General features: G+C 67.6%; 12 protein-coding genes. 9 read left to right on the forward strand and 3 right to left on the reverse strand.

Annotation, left to right across the window (positions count from 1 at the left end; translation table 11 throughout):
• The first annotated feature begins 2 nt into the window (after nucleotides 1–2).
• Both ACODTW_RS08800 and ACODTW_RS08805 read left to right on the forward strand, forming a co-directional pair.
• On the forward strand, nucleotides 3–2,747 hold the full coding sequence (locus ACODTW_RS08800; RefSeq protein WP_488945597.1) for a DUF4159 domain-containing protein: 2,745 nt from the start codon (nucleotides 3–5) through the stop codon (nucleotides 2,745–2,747).
• Nucleotides 2,744–4,828, forward strand: a complete 2,085-nt coding sequence (locus ACODTW_RS08805) for a hypothetical protein (protein WP_488945598.1) — start codon at nucleotides 2,744–2,746, stop codon at nucleotides 4,826–4,828. The genes ACODTW_RS08800 and ACODTW_RS08805 overlap by 4 nt, the downstream gene beginning before the upstream one ends.
• Nucleotides 4,829–4,891: 63 nt before the next feature.
• Here ACODTW_RS08805 and ACODTW_RS08810 read toward each other — a convergent pair whose 3' ends face one another.
• Nucleotides 4,892–5,443, reverse strand: coding sequence for a DUF1003 domain-containing protein (locus ACODTW_RS08810; RefSeq protein WP_488945599.1), 552 nt, complete (start codon nucleotides 5,441–5,443; stop codon nucleotides 4,892–4,894).
• A 251-nt stretch (nucleotides 5,444–5,694) separates the two neighbouring features.
• On the reverse strand, nucleotides 5,695–7,164 hold the full coding sequence (locus ACODTW_RS08815; protein ID WP_488945600.1) for a DegQ family serine endoprotease: 1,470 nt from the start codon (nucleotides 7,162–7,164) through the stop codon (nucleotides 5,695–5,697).
• Nucleotides 7,165–7,954: 790 nt separating this feature from the next.
• Between ACODTW_RS08815 and ACODTW_RS08820 the strand changes: the two genes are divergently transcribed.
• Nucleotides 7,955–8,632, forward strand: a complete 678-nt coding sequence (locus tag ACODTW_RS08820) for a winged helix-turn-helix domain-containing protein (RefSeq protein WP_488945601.1) — start codon at nucleotides 7,955–7,957, stop codon at nucleotides 8,630–8,632.
• Nucleotides 8,625–10,019: a sensor histidine kinase gene (locus tag ACODTW_RS08825; RefSeq protein ID WP_488945602.1), complete on the forward strand. Its 1,395-nt coding sequence runs from the start codon at nucleotides 8,625–8,627 to the stop codon at nucleotides 10,017–10,019. Before ACODTW_RS08820 ends, ACODTW_RS08825 begins: the two co-directional genes overlap by 8 nt.
• Before the next feature lie 50 nt (nucleotides 10,020–10,069).
• On the opposite strand, the gene ACODTW_RS08830 is transcribed toward ACODTW_RS08825, so the two are convergent.
• Entirely contained in the window at nucleotides 10,070–10,813 is a 744-nt protein-coding gene (locus ACODTW_RS08830) for a hypothetical protein (protein ID WP_488945603.1), read from the reverse strand.
• Nucleotides 10,814–11,149: 336 nt separating this feature from the next.
• On the opposite strand from ACODTW_RS08830, the gene ACODTW_RS08835 reads away from it, so the two are divergent.
• The 5 genes from ACODTW_RS08835 (at nucleotide 11,150) to ACODTW_RS08855 (ending at nucleotide 15,545) form a co-directional block, all read left to right on the forward strand.
• On the forward strand, nucleotides 11,150–11,968 hold the full coding sequence (locus ACODTW_RS08835) for a phage capsid protein (protein WP_488945604.1): 819 nt from the start codon (nucleotides 11,150–11,152) through the stop codon (nucleotides 11,966–11,968).
• Nucleotides 11,969–12,229: 261 nt separating this feature from the next.
• Entirely contained in the window at nucleotides 12,230–12,499 is a 270-nt protein-coding gene (locus ACODTW_RS08840) for a hypothetical protein (RefSeq protein WP_488945605.1), read from the forward strand.
• Nucleotides 12,500–12,556: 57 nt separating this feature from the next.
• Complete coding sequence (locus tag ACODTW_RS08845) at nucleotides 12,557–13,129, forward strand: phage connector family protein (protein ID WP_488945606.1); 573 nt, start codon at nucleotides 12,557–12,559, stop codon at nucleotides 13,127–13,129.
• On the forward strand, nucleotides 13,126–15,021 hold the full coding sequence (locus ACODTW_RS08850) for a phage tail protein (protein WP_488945607.1): 1,896 nt from the start codon (nucleotides 13,126–13,128) through the stop codon (nucleotides 15,019–15,021). The genes ACODTW_RS08845 and ACODTW_RS08850 overlap by 4 nt, the downstream gene beginning before the upstream one ends.
• Nucleotides 15,021–15,545, forward strand: coding sequence for a hypothetical protein (locus ACODTW_RS08855; RefSeq protein ID WP_488945608.1), 525 nt, complete (start codon nucleotides 15,021–15,023; stop codon nucleotides 15,543–15,545). Before ACODTW_RS08850 ends, ACODTW_RS08855 begins: the two co-directional genes overlap by 1 nt.
• The last annotated feature ends 112 nt before the right edge of the window (nucleotides 15,546–15,657 follow it).

Consider the following 15,657-nt stretch of genomic DNA (forward strand, 5'->3'; position numbering starts at 1 on the left):
TCATGCTGAACCTGGGTCCCATCGCCTTTGCCGCGCCCTGGCTGCTGCTGGGGCTGGTTGTGCTGCCGGCCCTGTACTGGCTGCTGCGGGTCACACCGCCCACGCCGCGCACCATCGCCTTTCCCGCCATCCGCCTGCTGGCCGATCTGGAAAAGCGGGAGGAGACGCCGAACCACACGCCGCTGTGGCTGCTGATCCTGCGCATGCTGCTGGCGGCTTTGGTCATTCTGGCCTTGTCGCGGCCGCTGTTGAACCCGGCGGCGTCGCTGCCGGGTGGCGGGCCGCTGCTGCTGGTGGTCGATAATGGCTGGGCGGCGGGCCGCGACTGGCCCGCGCGGCTGACGGCACTGGACAAGCTGATCGATCAGGCCGACCGGCAGGGGCGGCCTGTCGCCCTGCTGCCCACGGCGCCGTCCGCCAATGGTGACGCGCCGGCCCTGGTCGGCCCCATGGCCGCCGGTGCCGCCAAGCGTCAGGCCCAGACCCTGGCGCCGCATCCCTGGGCCGTGGATCGGGCGGCGGCCTTGAAGGCGCTGGACGGGTTCAGGCCGGATGGCGTGCCCTATATCGTCTGGTTGACGGACGGGGTCGCGGCGGCCGGACCTGCCGGCGTGCAGGACCCGGCCATGGCCGATCTGGTCACCACGCTGCGCCGCATGGGCGCGCTGGAGGTCCGTGGCGACGGGCCGGAACGCCCGGCCCTGCTGGTCCGCCCGCCGCAGGTGGAAGGGGCCAGCCTGAAGGTGCCCGTGGAGCGCGCTGATGCCGGCCTGCCCTTGCCCATTACCCTGCGCGCGCAAGGCGCTGACGGGCGGTTGCTGGGGGCGGCCCAGGTGACGCTGGCGGCCGGGCAGAACCGGGTGGAGGTGATGCTGGACCTGCCGGCCGAGCTGCGCAACGATCTGGCTGCCCTGCGCGTGGAGGGGCAGGAGACGGCGGGCGCCGTGCTGCTGACCGACGAACGCTGGCGCCGCCGGCCCGTGGGGCTGGTGTCGGGCCGCGCTGACGGTGAACAGCCGCTGCTGTCCGACCTTTATTATCTGGACCGTGCGCTGGCACCCTATGCGGAGATACGCAAGGGCACCATCGCGGAACTGCTGGACCGGCAGCTGGCCGTGCTGGTCCTGGCCGATGTCGGGTCGCTGGCGGAGCCGGAGGTGGCGCGTCTGGCGGCCTGGATTGATGGCGGCGGCGTGCTGCTGCGTTTTGCGGGCCCGCGTCTGGCGCAGAATGCCGACAGCCTGATCCCCGTGCCGCTGCGCGCCGGCGGCCGCGCGCTGGGCGGGGCGCTGTCCTGGGAGGTGCCGGCCGGGCTGGCGCCCTTTGCCGATGACAGCCCCTTCCACGGTCTGACCGTACCGGCCGATGTGACGGTGAAACGGCAGGTACTGGCCGAACCGGGGATCGATCTGGCACCCCGCACCTGGGCCCGGCTGGCCGATGGCACGCCCCTGGTCACGGCCGAACGGCGGGGCCGCGGGGCGCTGGTCCTGGTCCATACCTCGGCCGGGCCGGACTGGTCCAACCTGGCCCTGTCGGGGCTTTATGTCGACATGCTGCGCCGGGTCGTGGCCCTGTCGGCCGGGGTGGAAGGCGGGGAGGCGACGGGAACCCTGCCGCCGCGCGCCCTTCTGGATGGGTTTGGACATCTGTCCGATCCGCCGGCCACAGCCTTTCCCATCGCCGCCACCGATCTGGCCAAGGCGCCGGGCCCGCGCCATCCGCCGGGCTATTACGGTCCGGCCGAATCGCCCCGCGCCCTGAACCTGTCGGCCACCGTCCCTGCCATGACCACGCCGGATGCGTTGTTGGCGGGCGTGCCCCAGGGGCTGTACGCTGGCGGCACGGAAACCGAACTGAAACCCACCTTGCTGACCATGGCGCTGATCCTGGGCCTTATCGATCTGCTGATCGGCCTGTCCTTGCGCGGACTGCTGCCGCTGCCGGCGCTGCTGCGGCGGGGGGCCACGCTGGGGCTTGGCCTGTTCCTGGCCGTTGCCGCCCTTGCCCCCGACGCGCGGGCCGCCGTCGTTGATGACAGCCGCGCCATCGAGGCCACGGCACAGAACTGGCTGGCCTATGTGCGCACAGGCGACGGCGCGGTCGACGGGATCAGCAAATCCGGGCTGGAAGGGCTGGGCCGTGTCCTGGCCGACCGCACGGCGGTGGAAATGGCGGGCGCCATGCCTGTCGATCTGGAACAGGACGAGCTGTCCTTCTTCCCGCTGATCTACTGGCCCGTGACGGAGGGACAGACGGCCCTGTCCGACAAGGCGCGGGAGCGGCTGAACCAATATATGCGCCAGGGCGGCATGGTCCTGATCGATACCCGCACGCAGACCAACAATGGCGAAGGGCCGGGCGGCCCGGCGCTGGAGGCGCTGCTGCGCGGGCTGGACATTCCGCCGCTGGCCCCCGTCGGGCCCGACCATGTGCTGACCAAGGCCTTCTATCTGCTGGCCGATTTCCCCGGTCGCTATTCCGGGGGGGAGGTCTGGGCAGAGGCGCGGGAAGATAATGCCAGCAATGACGGCGTTTCCTCCGTCATCATCGGGTCGAACGACTGGGCCGCTGCCTGGGCCATGGATGAACGCGGTCGACCGCTCTACCCCGTTGTTCCGGGACCGGAACGACAGAGGGAAATCGCCTATCGTGTCGGCATCAATATTATCATGTATGCCCTGACCGGCAATTATAAGGCCGACCAGGTGCATGTGCCGGCCATCCTGGAAAGGCTGGGGCAATGACCGGGCAGGATATCGCCTTTGCCCCGCTGCTGCCCTGGGCGGCGCTGCTGCCGCTGGCCCTGCTGGCCCTGCTGATCGCTTCCTACGGCCTCTACCGCCGGGCGCGCGGCAGCTGGTGGCGGCTGGCGGCCTTGGCCACCATCATTCTGGCGCTGGCCAACCCCTCGCTGGTGACGGAGAAGCGGGAACCGATCAAGGACGTGGCGGTCATCATCATCGACCAGTCGCCCAGCCAGAAGATCGGCCAGCGGATGGAGCGGACCGAAAAGGCCGCTGCCGCTGTGCAGGAAAAGCTGGCGCGTCTGCCCGATCTGGAGGTGCGGGTCGTTCGTGCCGGCGGGGGCGATGGGGCGGAGGTGGAGGAAACCCGCCTGATGGAGGCGATGACGCGCGCCGTGTCCGACGTGCCGCGCAGCCGTCTGGCCGGCGCCATCCTGATCACCGACGGGCAGGTGCATGACGTGGCGGCCAATTTGCCGTCCCTTCGCGATTTCGGCCCTGTCCATGCCCTGCTGACGGGTGACAAGGATGAAGGCGACCGCCGCCTGACCATCGTGCAGGCGCCCAGCTTCGGCATTGTCGGCAAGGATGTGACCTTCACCATCCGCGTCGATGACCTGCCCGCCGCGCGTGACCGGGAGGGGGAGGTGGCCGCCGTCACCATGCGCCAGGACGGGCAGGATGTGCAGACCCTGTCCGTGCCGCTGGGCCAGGATGTGCCCATCACCGTGCCCCTGTCACATGGCGGTTTGAACATCGTGGAACTGACGGCGGAGGCGGGCTCGCGCGAGCTGACCCTGGCCAATAACCGGGCGGCCGTCGTCGTCAATGGTGTGCGTGACCGGCTGCGCGTGCTGCTGGTGTCGGGCGAACCGCATGCGGGGGAGCGCACCTGGCGCAATCTGCTGAAGGCCGATCCCGCCGTGGATCTGGTGCATTTCACCATCCTGCGCCCGCCGGAAAAGAATGATGGCACGCCCATCCGTGAATTGTCGCTGATTGCCTTCCCGATCCGTGAATTGTTCGAGATGAAGCTGTCGGAATTCGACCTGATCATCTTCGATCGTTACAAGAAGCGTGGCGTCATCAACAATATGTATTTGGCGAATATTGCCGAGTATGTGGAGAAGGGCGGCGCGTTCCTGGAGGCCAGCGGCCCGACATTCGCCACGCCCCTGTCGCTTTACCGGTCGCCCATCGGCACCGTCCTGCCGGCCGAACCGACGGGCAGGGTGATGGAGGAGCCGTTCAAGCCGACGGTGACGGAAATCGGCAAGCGCCATCCGGTGACGGCCGGCCTGACCGATGCGCCCGACGGGGTGGGCCCCTGGGGAAGCTGGATGCGGCAGATCGACGTGTCTGCCGACAAGGGCAGCGTGGTCATGTCGGGGGCGGAAGGACGGCCGCTGCTGATCCTGGACCGGGTCGGGCAGGGGCGCGTGGCGCAACTGGCGTCCGACCATTTCTGGCTGTGGTCGCGCGGCTATGAAGGCGGCGGGCCGCAGGCGGAACTGCTGCGCCGGCTGGCCCACTGGCTGATGAAGGAGCCGGAGCTGGAGGAAAATGACCTGCGCACGGCGGTCGATGGCAGCCGCATCACCATCACGCGCCGGTCGTTGGAGCCTGATACGCGACCGGTCACGGTCACATCGCCCGCCGATGTGGCCCAGCAGGTGGAAATGCGGGAGACGGGGACGGGGCAGGCCACGGGCACCGTCATCGCGTCGGAGCCCGGCATCTGGCGGGTGACGGATGGGGAGAAATCGGCGCTGGCCGTGGTCGGGGCTGTCAATCCGCCAGAGCTGGCCGATGTCAGATCGACGCCGGAACCATTGTCGCCAGCGCTGAAAGCCACGGGCGGCGGGGCTTACTGGCTGGGCGGCGACGGGGCAAATATCCCCAGCATCCGCCGCGTCCGGCCGGACCGGGATGCGGCCGGGACGGGCTGGCTGGGTCTGCGCGGCAATGGCGACCATGTGGTCACGGGGGTCACACAGACGCCCTTGCTGCCGGCTTTGCCGGTGCTGCTGCTGGCGCTGGGCATGCTGCTGCTGGCCTGGCGGCGGGAGGGTCGGGGATAGTGTAGGGAGGGTAAATCGGCCATACAATCCGGATTGTATGGACCATACATTTGCCGCAGCCGGCTATTCCCGCGCCTCCAGCCGTTCCATGGCGGCACGCAGCAGGGTCAGTTCCTCCTGCTGGCGGTTCAGCATGGCTTCGATATCGTCGGTGCGCAGGCGGTCCAGCTTTTCATGCAGGGCCATGATCTCCAGTTCCGCCTTCAGGTTGATCTCGTAATCCATGCTGGCCTGGGCCCGGTCCTTGGACGCCTGACGGTTCTGCGACATCATGATGATGGGGGCCTGGACGGCGGCCAGCGTCGACAGGATCAGGTTCAGCAGGATGAAGGGATAGGGGTCCCAGCCGAAGGTCCACCAGGAGGCGTTCAGCAGCATCCAGATGGTCATGCAGAGGCCGAAGCCGATGACGAAGGACCAGGAGCCGCCGATGGCTGCCACTTTGTCGGCCATCCGGTCGCCCAGGCTCATGCTCTGTTCCAGATCGGAATGGCTGCCGCGGACGATGGAGCGGCGATGGGCGATGCGGGTCAGCACCCGGCGTTCGCGCTCGCTCAACAACCCCTCCCCATGGGTCAGAAGCTGTTCGGCCAGTTGTTTGATCTCGCCATTCATGGTGCGCGTCCTTCTGATACGCCGGCACTCTATCGGTTGTCGCTGATGCGGTGAAGACGCCCGAAGGCCGTAGTGTGTTCCCGGAATGGAAACGGGGCGGATGGTTGCCCGTCCGCCCCGGTTGGATTGGGAAGTGATTGGCGCCTTCTGCCGCGATATTTGTCATATCGGCGCTGACCGCGCCTCACACTGGGCCCCGGCTTTCGCCGGGGTGACGGGAGAAGGGGTGGGCGTGAGAGTGTCGGGCCCCATCACCCCTGGGTAACGGGGATGGTCAGGAAGGCGGTGGCGTCGCCGCGCTTCACCTGGACAAGGGCGTTCTTGCGGCCGGCCTTGAATGCTGCCTTCACCTGTGCTGCCACGTCGCCCGGCTGGTTGACGGGGTTGTTGTTGACGGATGTGATGATGTCGCCGGGACGCAAGCCCTCCACCCCGTCGCCCACATCCAGGACGACGACGCCGGTCGCGTCATCGGCCAGACGCAGACGCTGGCGCCAGGGGCCGGTCAGGCTGGACAGTTTCAGGCCGGCCACTTCTTCGCCGTCCTGCTTCTGCGTCTCGTTCCGAGCCAGACGCTGCTGCGGCTGGCCGGGAGCCTGTTCGACGGCCACGGTCAGGGTCTTTTCCTTGCCATCGCGCCAGACGGCCATATCCAGTTTCGTGCCGGGCTTGACCATGCCGACATTGCGGGCCAGATCACGGGTGTCCTTGATGGGCTTGCCACCGGCCGACAGCACCACGTCACCCGCCTTCAGGCCGGCCTTTTCCGCCGGGCTTTTCGGTTCCACCGCGGCGATCAGGGCGCCGCCTTCCTTGGCCAGGCCCAGACTGTCGGCCAGTTCCTTGGTGACCGCCTGCAGGTTCACGCCCAGCCAGCCGCGTTCGACCTTGCCATCCTGCTTCAGCGCTTCCACCACGGGCTTGGCCAAGTTGGACGGGATGGCAAAGCCGATGCCGACCGACCCGCCATTGGGGGTGAAGATGGCCGTGTTGATGCCGATCACCTCTCCCGCCATGTTGAAGGTGGGGCCGCCGGAATTGCCGGAATTGATGGAGGCATCCAGCTGCAGGTAATCATCATAGGGGCCGGAGCCGATATTGCGCGACCGGGCCGAGACGATGCCCGCCGTCACGGTGCCGCCCAGACCGAACGGATTGCCCACGGCCACGGCCACATCGCCGACGCGCACCTTGTCGCTGTCGGCAAATTTCAACGCGGGCAGCGGCTTGTCGGTCTTCACCTTCAGCACGGCCAGATCGGTGCGTTCATCCTCGCCGATGATTTCCGCCTCCCGCTCCGTCCCGTCACTGAAGGAGATGGTGACCTGATCGGCGTCGGCGATGACATGGCGGTTGGTGACGACATAGCCTGTGCTGTCGAAGACGAAGCCGGAGCCCAGCGCCCGGGCCACGGGGGCGCCACGGCCTTCGCCGCGGCCACCCTGGCCCGGCAGGCCCGGCACGCCGAAGCGGCGCAGGAATTCCTCAAACCCCGGCGGCAGATCGCGGGCATTGGCGCGGGTCGGGGCCGTCTGGGCGGCGGTGATGGTCACCACGGCGGGCGACACCCGTTCCACCAGATCGGCGACACCGCCATTGGCCATCACTTCCGCCGGGGCCGCATGGGCGGTCTGGATCGTCGCGGGGGCCAGCAGGGCGGTACCGGCCAGCAGGGCCATGGCCAGATTGCGGCGGAAGCTCCGTGCGGTGGCAAGCGACATCTTGGTCTCCATTCTTTACTGCCTGGGGCACCGGTTCTGGCCGGTCCCGATTTCGATGGTTGCAGCCTGACATGGGTCTGCCCACAGGGTCCTGACAGGCGCATGAATTTGCTGTCATCAACAACAGGGGGCCGATTGTCGGTTCATCGGCCCGGGATTCAAGGGGTAGACAGATGAAACTTTGTTCATCTTCCCGAAAGGTGGCTGTCAGCGGGCCGAAGATAAGGTGCAGTCATGGATCGACGGGCACCCGAGCCCCACACCCCCCGCCCCTCGGTCCATATGAGAGGTTGGCGGGGACCGCTTCCCCACTCTCCGGTCCCCGCCGCACCCCTCTTGGCAGCAGTACATCGTAGTCTCTCTCGTCCCCTGTGGCCGGGCGGCCCCCACCGCCCGGCCATATCTTTTTTGATGTTCCCTCATGCGCCGGGCGGGCGCATCCGCGCCCTTGGCTTACGCCGCATGTGCGGCGGGCCGGCGGTCGCCGGCCTGCAGCGGTCGGGGACCGCTGCTCTGCCTTTTCGGGGATGTTGGATGTGTCCAGTTTCGGGTTCCCGCGGAAAGTGCCGAGGCGAAAGATCGCACAAAGGTGCCTTCCCCTTGATGAGCGGGGATCCAGGGGCCACAGGAACGACGCTTGGGTGCCCTTGGCCCCTGGACCCCCGCTTTCGCGGGGGAGGCAGGGGAAAGCGGGGGGCAGGGGGATAGGAAGCCAGAGCCATGAGGGAAGAACATCAACAGGCGACGGCGTTTGTCTTCCCCACCCGTCCCGGTTTAGGATGCGCGCATCATGAAGATCCTTGTCATCGAAGACGACCGCGCCACCGCCGATTATCTGGTCAAAGGCCTGAAAGAGGCCGGGCATGTGGTGGACCATGCCGATAATGGCCGCGACGGGCTGTTCCTGGCGGCCAGCGAGCCCTATGACGCGCTGATCGTGGACCGTATGCTGCCCGGCCGTGACGGGCTGTCGCTGCTGGAGGTGCTGCGCACCACGGGCAATGACACGCCGGCCCTGGTCCTGTCGGCGCTGGGCAGCGTCGATGACCGGGTGAAGGGGTTGCGTGCCGGGGCCGATGATTACCTGACCAAGCCCTTTGCCTTTGCCGAGCTGCTGGCCCGGCTGGAGGTGATGCAGCGCCGGTCCCGCGGCGGGGCCGCCGCCCCCGTCACCAAATTGCAGATCGCCGATCTGGAGATGGATCTGCTGGCGCGCAGCGTGAAGCGGGCGGGCAAGGCTGTCGACCTGCTGCCGCGCGAATTCCAGCTGCTGGAATATCTGATCCGCAATGCCGGCAATGTGGTGACGCGCACCATGCTGCTGGAAAATGTCTGGGATTATCATTTCGATCCGCAGACCAATGTCATCGACGTGCATATCGCCCGGCTGCGCCAGAAGATCGACAAGGACCATCCGGTCCCCCTGATCCATACGGTGCGCGGGGCGGGATATGTGATCCGTGAGTAGGTTCAGCTTCCTGCGCAGCACGTCATTCCTGCGCACCACGTCCTTCCGGCTGGCGGCCTTCCATCTGGGGCTGTTCACCCTGTCGGTGGTGGTGGTGCTGGCCGTCGTCTACTGGTTCACGGCCGGTTTCATCAACCGCCACACGGAAGAAACCGTGCTGCGCGAGGTGGAGGAACTGAACCAGGCGCTGACCGAGCGGGGACGCATCGGCCTGCTGCGCATGGTGTCGGAACGCGCATCCGACGGGCGCACGGACATGATCTATGCCCTGACCACGCCCAGCCACGACATCATCGCCGGCAATCTGGCCAATTGGCCGGCCGGCGATGCCGCCCCCGGCTGGGTGGAATTCGACATCAAGACCCGCAGCGATCCCGGCCGCAAACGCCAGGCCGTGGCCGTCATCATTCCCGTGCCTGATGTCGGCTGGCTGCTGGTCGGGCATGACATGACCGACCGTTACCTGCTGCGTGGGCAATTGCTGACCGGCCTGATCTGGGCCGTGTCGCTGGCGCTGGCCGTCGGCACGGTGGGGGCCGTGTTCATGAGCCGGCGCGTGGCCGAGCGGATCGAGAGCATCAACCGCACCATCGACCGCATCACCGCCGGTTCCTTTGCCGACCGCATGGATGTGACGGGATCGGGAGACGAGATCGACCGGCTGGTCATGAAGCTGAACCGCATGCTGGATGAGATCGGCCGGCTGATGCTGGGCATGCGGCAGGTGACGGACAATGTCGCCCATGACCTGCGCACGCCGCTGTCGCGCCTGCGGGCGCGCCTGGAACTGGCGCAGCGGGATGAGACCCTGTCGGATGGGCAATACACGACCCTGGAGCAGGCGATTGCGGAGATCGACCGGCTGTTGGGCGTGTTCAACGCCATCCTGACCATCGCGGCGGCGGAGACGGGACGGGCGCGCACCGATTTCGAACCGGTCGATCTGGCCGTGCTGGCGGCGGAGGTGGCGGAGCTTTACACACCCCTGGCCGAGGAACGCGGCCTGACCATGGATGTGTCGGCCCCGGCCGCCGTGATGGTGCAGGGCAGCCGGCAATTGCTGGCCCAGTTGATCAGCAACCTGATCGAGAATGCCGTGAAATACAGCCCCGAACAGGGGCATGTGGCCGTGTCCGCCGGGCTGGATGCCGGCCGCCCCCTGCTGTCGGTGGCCGATCAGGGACCGGGCATTCCCGCCGATCAACGCGACAAGGTGCTGGAACGGTTCGTGCGGCTGGAAGCCCATCGCGGCACGCCGGGCCATGGGCTGGGCCTGTCGCTGGTGGCTGCCGTGGCCCGGCTGCATGATGCCATCCTGACCCTGACGGATGCGCGCGACGATGCGACGGCACCGGGCTTGAAGGTGGAACTGCGGTTTCCGGGGTGAGGGGGGGCCCGTCCAAAGGTTGACGCGGGTGAGGGCGGACGGTCTCCCGGTCAGGCAGCGGCCGGGAACCAGCGGTTACCCATCCAGTTGTCGGCCGCGCGGCGGATACGGTCGGGATAATCCGCCACGGGGGGCAGCAGCAGGGGCAGGTGCAGACGCGCCACGGTTTCGCGCACGCCATCCCAGGTCAGGGGCAGGCCCCACAGCCGTGCATGCCGGGCGATTTCCATCTCCTGCCCCCAGAAATAAATCTGCTGGGGGCGGCAGTTTTCTGCCATGCGCCGCACCTCCTCCACCCGGCCGTCATTCATCAGCGGCTGCCAGATATCGGGCATCAGCAGATCGACGGGCAGGTCCGGCACATAGTCATAGGCGCTGGCATTGACGATGCGGATCTTGGCCCGCGCATCGTCCGGCAACTGCTCCAGCACCTTCAATGCCGCGATCATTTCCAGCACATCGGTTGACAATTCCACCACGGTCACGGCGGTGACGGCCGGGTTCAGCGCCGTGGCGGCCGCACACCAGCCCATGCCCATGCCCATGATCACCACATGACCCGCCGCGTGGAGACAGCCCAGCTCCTGGCTTTCAATCTCCATCGGGGTCATCGACATCCAGGTTTCGGTCACGCCGTCCGGGCGCAGGCGCAGCAGGGCGGCCATGTCCGTGACCAGCATGGCCGGGCTCCAATAGCCTTTGCACAGCACCATCCCCGCCTTCTGGATGCGCCAGGGGCCAATCTCCATCGCGGCATAGTGCGGGATGAAAAGCGGGGGATGGTAGATGTTCATGGGGTGCGCTTCTTCCTGTGGTTGCTGTGGTTCTATACCCTAACAGGGGCGATGTTTCAGGGGGGAAGCATTTTTCTGTTGACGTATAGGGATAATAATCCTATATCTGAACTCACCAAGGCCCGAGCTGTACCCAAGGCGAACCGCCGGTGGCCGTGCCTGGTCGTATCGTCCCCGTTGGCCTGACAGTTTCACTGGCGCCGGCAACCATTGATATCAATGGTCGGCAGCCAATGAGGCGGCTTATGGCCCCCCCACCCAATCGCTGCCCGACATGCGGCCGGACTCGTCCGGCAACCGCGACGGCTGCCCCGACAATAGGAATGAGGTCGCAGGATGTCCATCGACATCGAGAAGTCGTTCGTCAAGCAGTACGAACGCGAAGTGCATGAGGCCTATCAGCGCCTGGGTTCCAAGCTGCGGGCCACGGTCCGGTCCAAGAACAATGTGCAGGGCGCCACCACCGTCTTCCAGAAGGTGGGCAAAGGTGTGGCCAGCACCAAGTCGCGCCATGGCAATGTGCCGGTGATGAACCTGGACCATGGCACCGTGGAATGCGCGCTGGCCGATTATTATGCCGGCGACTGGGTCGACAAGCTGGACGAACTGAAGACCAACATGGATGAACGCACCGTCATCGCCAATGCCGGCGCCTATGCGCTGGGCCGCAAGACGGACGAGCTGATCATCGCCAGCCTGAATGCCGGCGGCAATGTTGCCGGGGCCGACACGGACGGGCTGACCAAGGACAAGGTGCTGACGGCGTTCGAGATGCTGGGCGCGGCCGATGTGCCCGATGATGGCCAGCGTCACGCCATCGTCGGCTGGAAACAGTGGAGCCAGCTGCTGGGCATTCCGGAATTCGCCAATGCCGACTATGTGGGCGTGGACGAGCTGCCCTGGCGCGGAACGCAGGCCAAGCGCTGGCTGGGCACGCTGTGGATGCCGCATTCGGGCCTGACGCTGGGGGCCGGTGCCGTCCGCCTCTGCCACTGGTACCACAAGACCGCCGTGGGCCATGCCAGCGGGTCGGACGTGTCCTCCGACATCACCTGGCACGGCGACCGGGCGGCGCATTTCGTCAACAACATGATGTCCCAGGGCGCCTGCCTGATCGACGCCACGGGCGTCGTGACCCTGCGCTGCAAGGAATAAGCGAAGTCTTTGCGTTCCCTCAGGCGCCGGGCGGGCGCATCCGCGCCCTTGGCTTACGCCGCATGTGCGGCGGGCCGGCGGTCGCCGGAGTTGTTTTTGTTCCCTCAGGCGCCGGGCGGGCGCATCCGCGCCCTTGGCTTACGCGCCATGTGGCGCGGGCCGGCGGTCGCCGGCCTGGGACGGCATCGGTCAACACCGATGCCGTCGGTGCAGGACACCAGACGCTGCGTCTGCTTCCCTTTTTTCGAAGGAACCAAGCCCATGTCCTATCAGTCGCGGGACCTGTCGGTCCTTGCCTATGCCAATGGTTTCACGCTCTGGCATTACGCCAGCGCCGATGCTCACACCGCCGTGCGCGTCACGGGCTATTTCAACGCGGCCAGCCATATGGTGCGTGTCGGCGACATGATCCTGGCCAATACCGGCGTCGGCGGCACGCCCGTCACCGGCATCCTGCTGGTCAATGCCAATGCCGGCGGGGTGGTCGATACGGCCGACCTGACCGTCATCGGGGCCAGCGATACCGATTGAGGTTTGCCGGGCCTGCGCTGAAGCGGCTCTTTCCCTTTCCCATCAAAGGATAACCCCATGGCCTATTCCGCTGTCGGGCTGTGCGCCCGTGCGCTTTTGAAGGTCGGGGCCGGCCCGATCACGTCGTTCCAGGACGGCACGGCCGAAGCGGAACTGGCCGCTTCCCTCTATGCCCCCACCCGCGATGCCCTGCTGGCAGCATATGGCTGGAGCTTTGCCACCCGGCAGGCGGGGCTGGTGCGGCGGGTGGAGGTGCCGGCCGCCGATTTCGCCCATGGCTTCGCCCTGCCGGATGATTTCCTGCGGGCGCTGTCGCTGGGCAGCGGCGGCCGGGGGCGGGGGCTGTCCTACCGTATTCAGGGGGCGGCCGTGCTGGCCGATGCCGAGGCCGTCACCCTGACCTATGTCGCCCGCGTGGCGGAAGCCGGTTTCCCCGCCTTTTTCGATGCGGCCCTGATCGCCCGGCTGGCGGCGGAATTCTGTGTGCCGCTGACGGAGAACACGGCCCGCGCCGAAATCCTCCAAAAGGCGGCGGAGGCGGAGTTCCGCCGGGCCCGGCTGACCGATGCCAGCCAGGACAGCCAGGACGGATTTGAAGATTTCTCCCTGATCGAGGCGCGATTGTCATGAGCCGGCTGAAATCGGTGAAAACCAGCTTCACGGGTGGCTGCGTCAGCCCGGACCTGCTGGGCCGCGGCGACCTGGCCGCGTTCGAGAATGGGGCGCTGGCCCTGACCAATGTGCTGATCGAACCCACGGGCGGGGTGCGCCGCCGGCCGGGCACGGGGCATATCGCCAATGTGCCGGGGCCGGGGCGGATGATCGCGTTCGCCTTCAGCACCGAACAGACGCATCTGCTGGTCCTGACCGACCGGATGTTGACCGTGTTCGGCGATGATGCGGTGCAGGCGGTGCTGCCCACGCCCTGGACGGGCGAGCAGCTGGCCAATCTGAACTGGGCGCAGAGCGGGGATGTGCTGCTGGTCTGCCATCCCGAGGTGGAGCCGCGGCGCATCAGCCGGCGGGGGGCGGGGCAATGGACCCTGGAACCCTGGGCCTTCGCCGAAGAGGCGGGGCGGCCGCGCATCCCCTTCTATCGCTTTGCCGAGGCCGGCATCACCATCACCCCGTCGGGTGTGACGGGGCGGGTGAGGCTGCGGGCGTCGGCCCCCATTTTCGGGCCCGATCATGAGGGGGCGCCGTTCCGCCTGCATCGCAAGCCGGGGCGCATCGCCATCGTCCGCTCCACCACCGAGGCGGAGATGGACCTGGCCGACACGCTGCCCCACACCAATCCCACGGCGGACTGGGACGAGGCTTCGTTCAGCGCCCAGCGCGGCTGGCCCCTTTCCGTCGCGTTCCATCAGGACCGGCTGGTCATCGGCGGATCGCGCGACCTGCCCAACCGGCTCTGGCTGTCGAAATCGGGCGACCTGTTCAATTTCGACCTGGGCGAGGGCGAGGATGACAGCGCGATTGAGTTCGCCATCCTGTCGGATGAGGTGAACCCCATCCGCGCCGTCTATTCCGGCCGGCATCTGCAGGTTTTCACCAGCGGCGGGGAATGGGCCGTGACGGGCCAGCCCTTGACGCCCGCCGCCATCCGCCTGGACCGGCAGACCCGCATCGGCAGTGTGACCGACCGCAACATCCCGCCGCAGGAGGTCGATGGCGGCACCCTGTTCGCGGCCGGCGACGGGTCGATCCGCGATTTCCTGTGGACCGATCTGGAACAATCCTATTCGGCCGCCGACATCACGCTGACCACGCGGCCCATCCTGCCCGGCACCGTCGATCTGGAATATGACCGGCGGCGCCGGCTGCTGCTGGCGGTGCAGGCGGACGGGACGCTGGCCGTGCTGACGCTTTACCGCAATGAACAGATCCGCGCCTGGACGCGGGTGGAGACGGCGGGGCGCATCCTGTCCACGGCCCTGGTGGGTGACCGGCTGTACTGGCTGGTCGACCGCGACGGGCGGGTGGGGGTGGAGGTCTGGGACGATGACCTTTACGTCGATGCCGGGCTGGCGGGGCAGGTGGCGACGCCGACGCGCCGCTGGGCGGGGCTGGAGCATCTGGACGGGCGCGAGATTGCTGTGCTGGCTGACGGGGCCGTGGTCCAGGCCGCCCCGCCGGCTGCCGGGCGCATCCGGTTGCGCATGGCCGCGGCCAAGGTGCAGGCGGGGCTGGCCTTTACCCATGAGATCGAACCCATGCCGCCCAATCTGCTGGCGGCGGAGGGACAGGGACGGCGCGCGCGCCTGCTGGCGGTGACCTTCCGGCTGAAGGACACGCCCGCGCTGCGCGCCGACCTGGGGCGGGGGCCGGTGGAGGTGCCGTTGCGGCGCGCCACCGGCCCCGCGCTGATGAACGCACCGGCCCCCGCCTTTACCGGCGACCGGCGGCTGACGACCCTGGGCTGGTCATCCAGCCGGGCTGAACCGCCCTGGCGCATCGCGGAGGACCGGCCGCTGCCCTTCACCCTGCTGTCCGTCACCCATGAGCTGAAGGTGAATGAATAATGGGAGGCATCACCACACCCGTCCTGGCCACGCTGGGCGCCGTCAACAAGGTGGAACGTGCCGTCAAGGGCACCAAGAGCCTGCTGGGCGGCGGGTCCAAGGCCAGGCGCCGGGAACGCGAACAGCTGGAGGCCGAGCAGGCGGCGGAGACGGCCGACCTGACCGCCCGGCAGGAGGCCGACCGCACGGAACTGCAACGAGAGAATGCCCGTGAGGCCGAGCGCATCCAGGCCGAAAGCGACATCGCCGAGGCCAAGCGCAAACGGTCGGTGCGGCAGGAAACGGGCAGCATCCGCGCGCAACTGGGTGCCCAGGGCATCAGCAGCGGCGACGGGTCGGGCGAGGCGCTGGTCCTGGGCCGGCTGAACGCGGCCGAGGAGGAGCGCCAGGGTGCCGCCCGCCTGGACGCGCTGAAACGCGCCGCGCTGAGCGATGAGGAAGAGGCGCTGAACCGGCGCAACCTGCTGGAACTGACGCGGGCTCAGGAGAAGCAGCGGCTGGAGCGGCTGGCGCGGGGGGTGTAGGGGGGCTCCGCCTCCCGCCTTTTTTTCCGTCATCCCGGCGAAAGCCGGGACCCAGGGGCCACAAGATCAACCGTCTTCTCAGCGGTGATCGCCGCGGCTGTCAGGTCGGGCC

The organism is Niveispirillum sp. FG148, assembly GCF_057809655.1.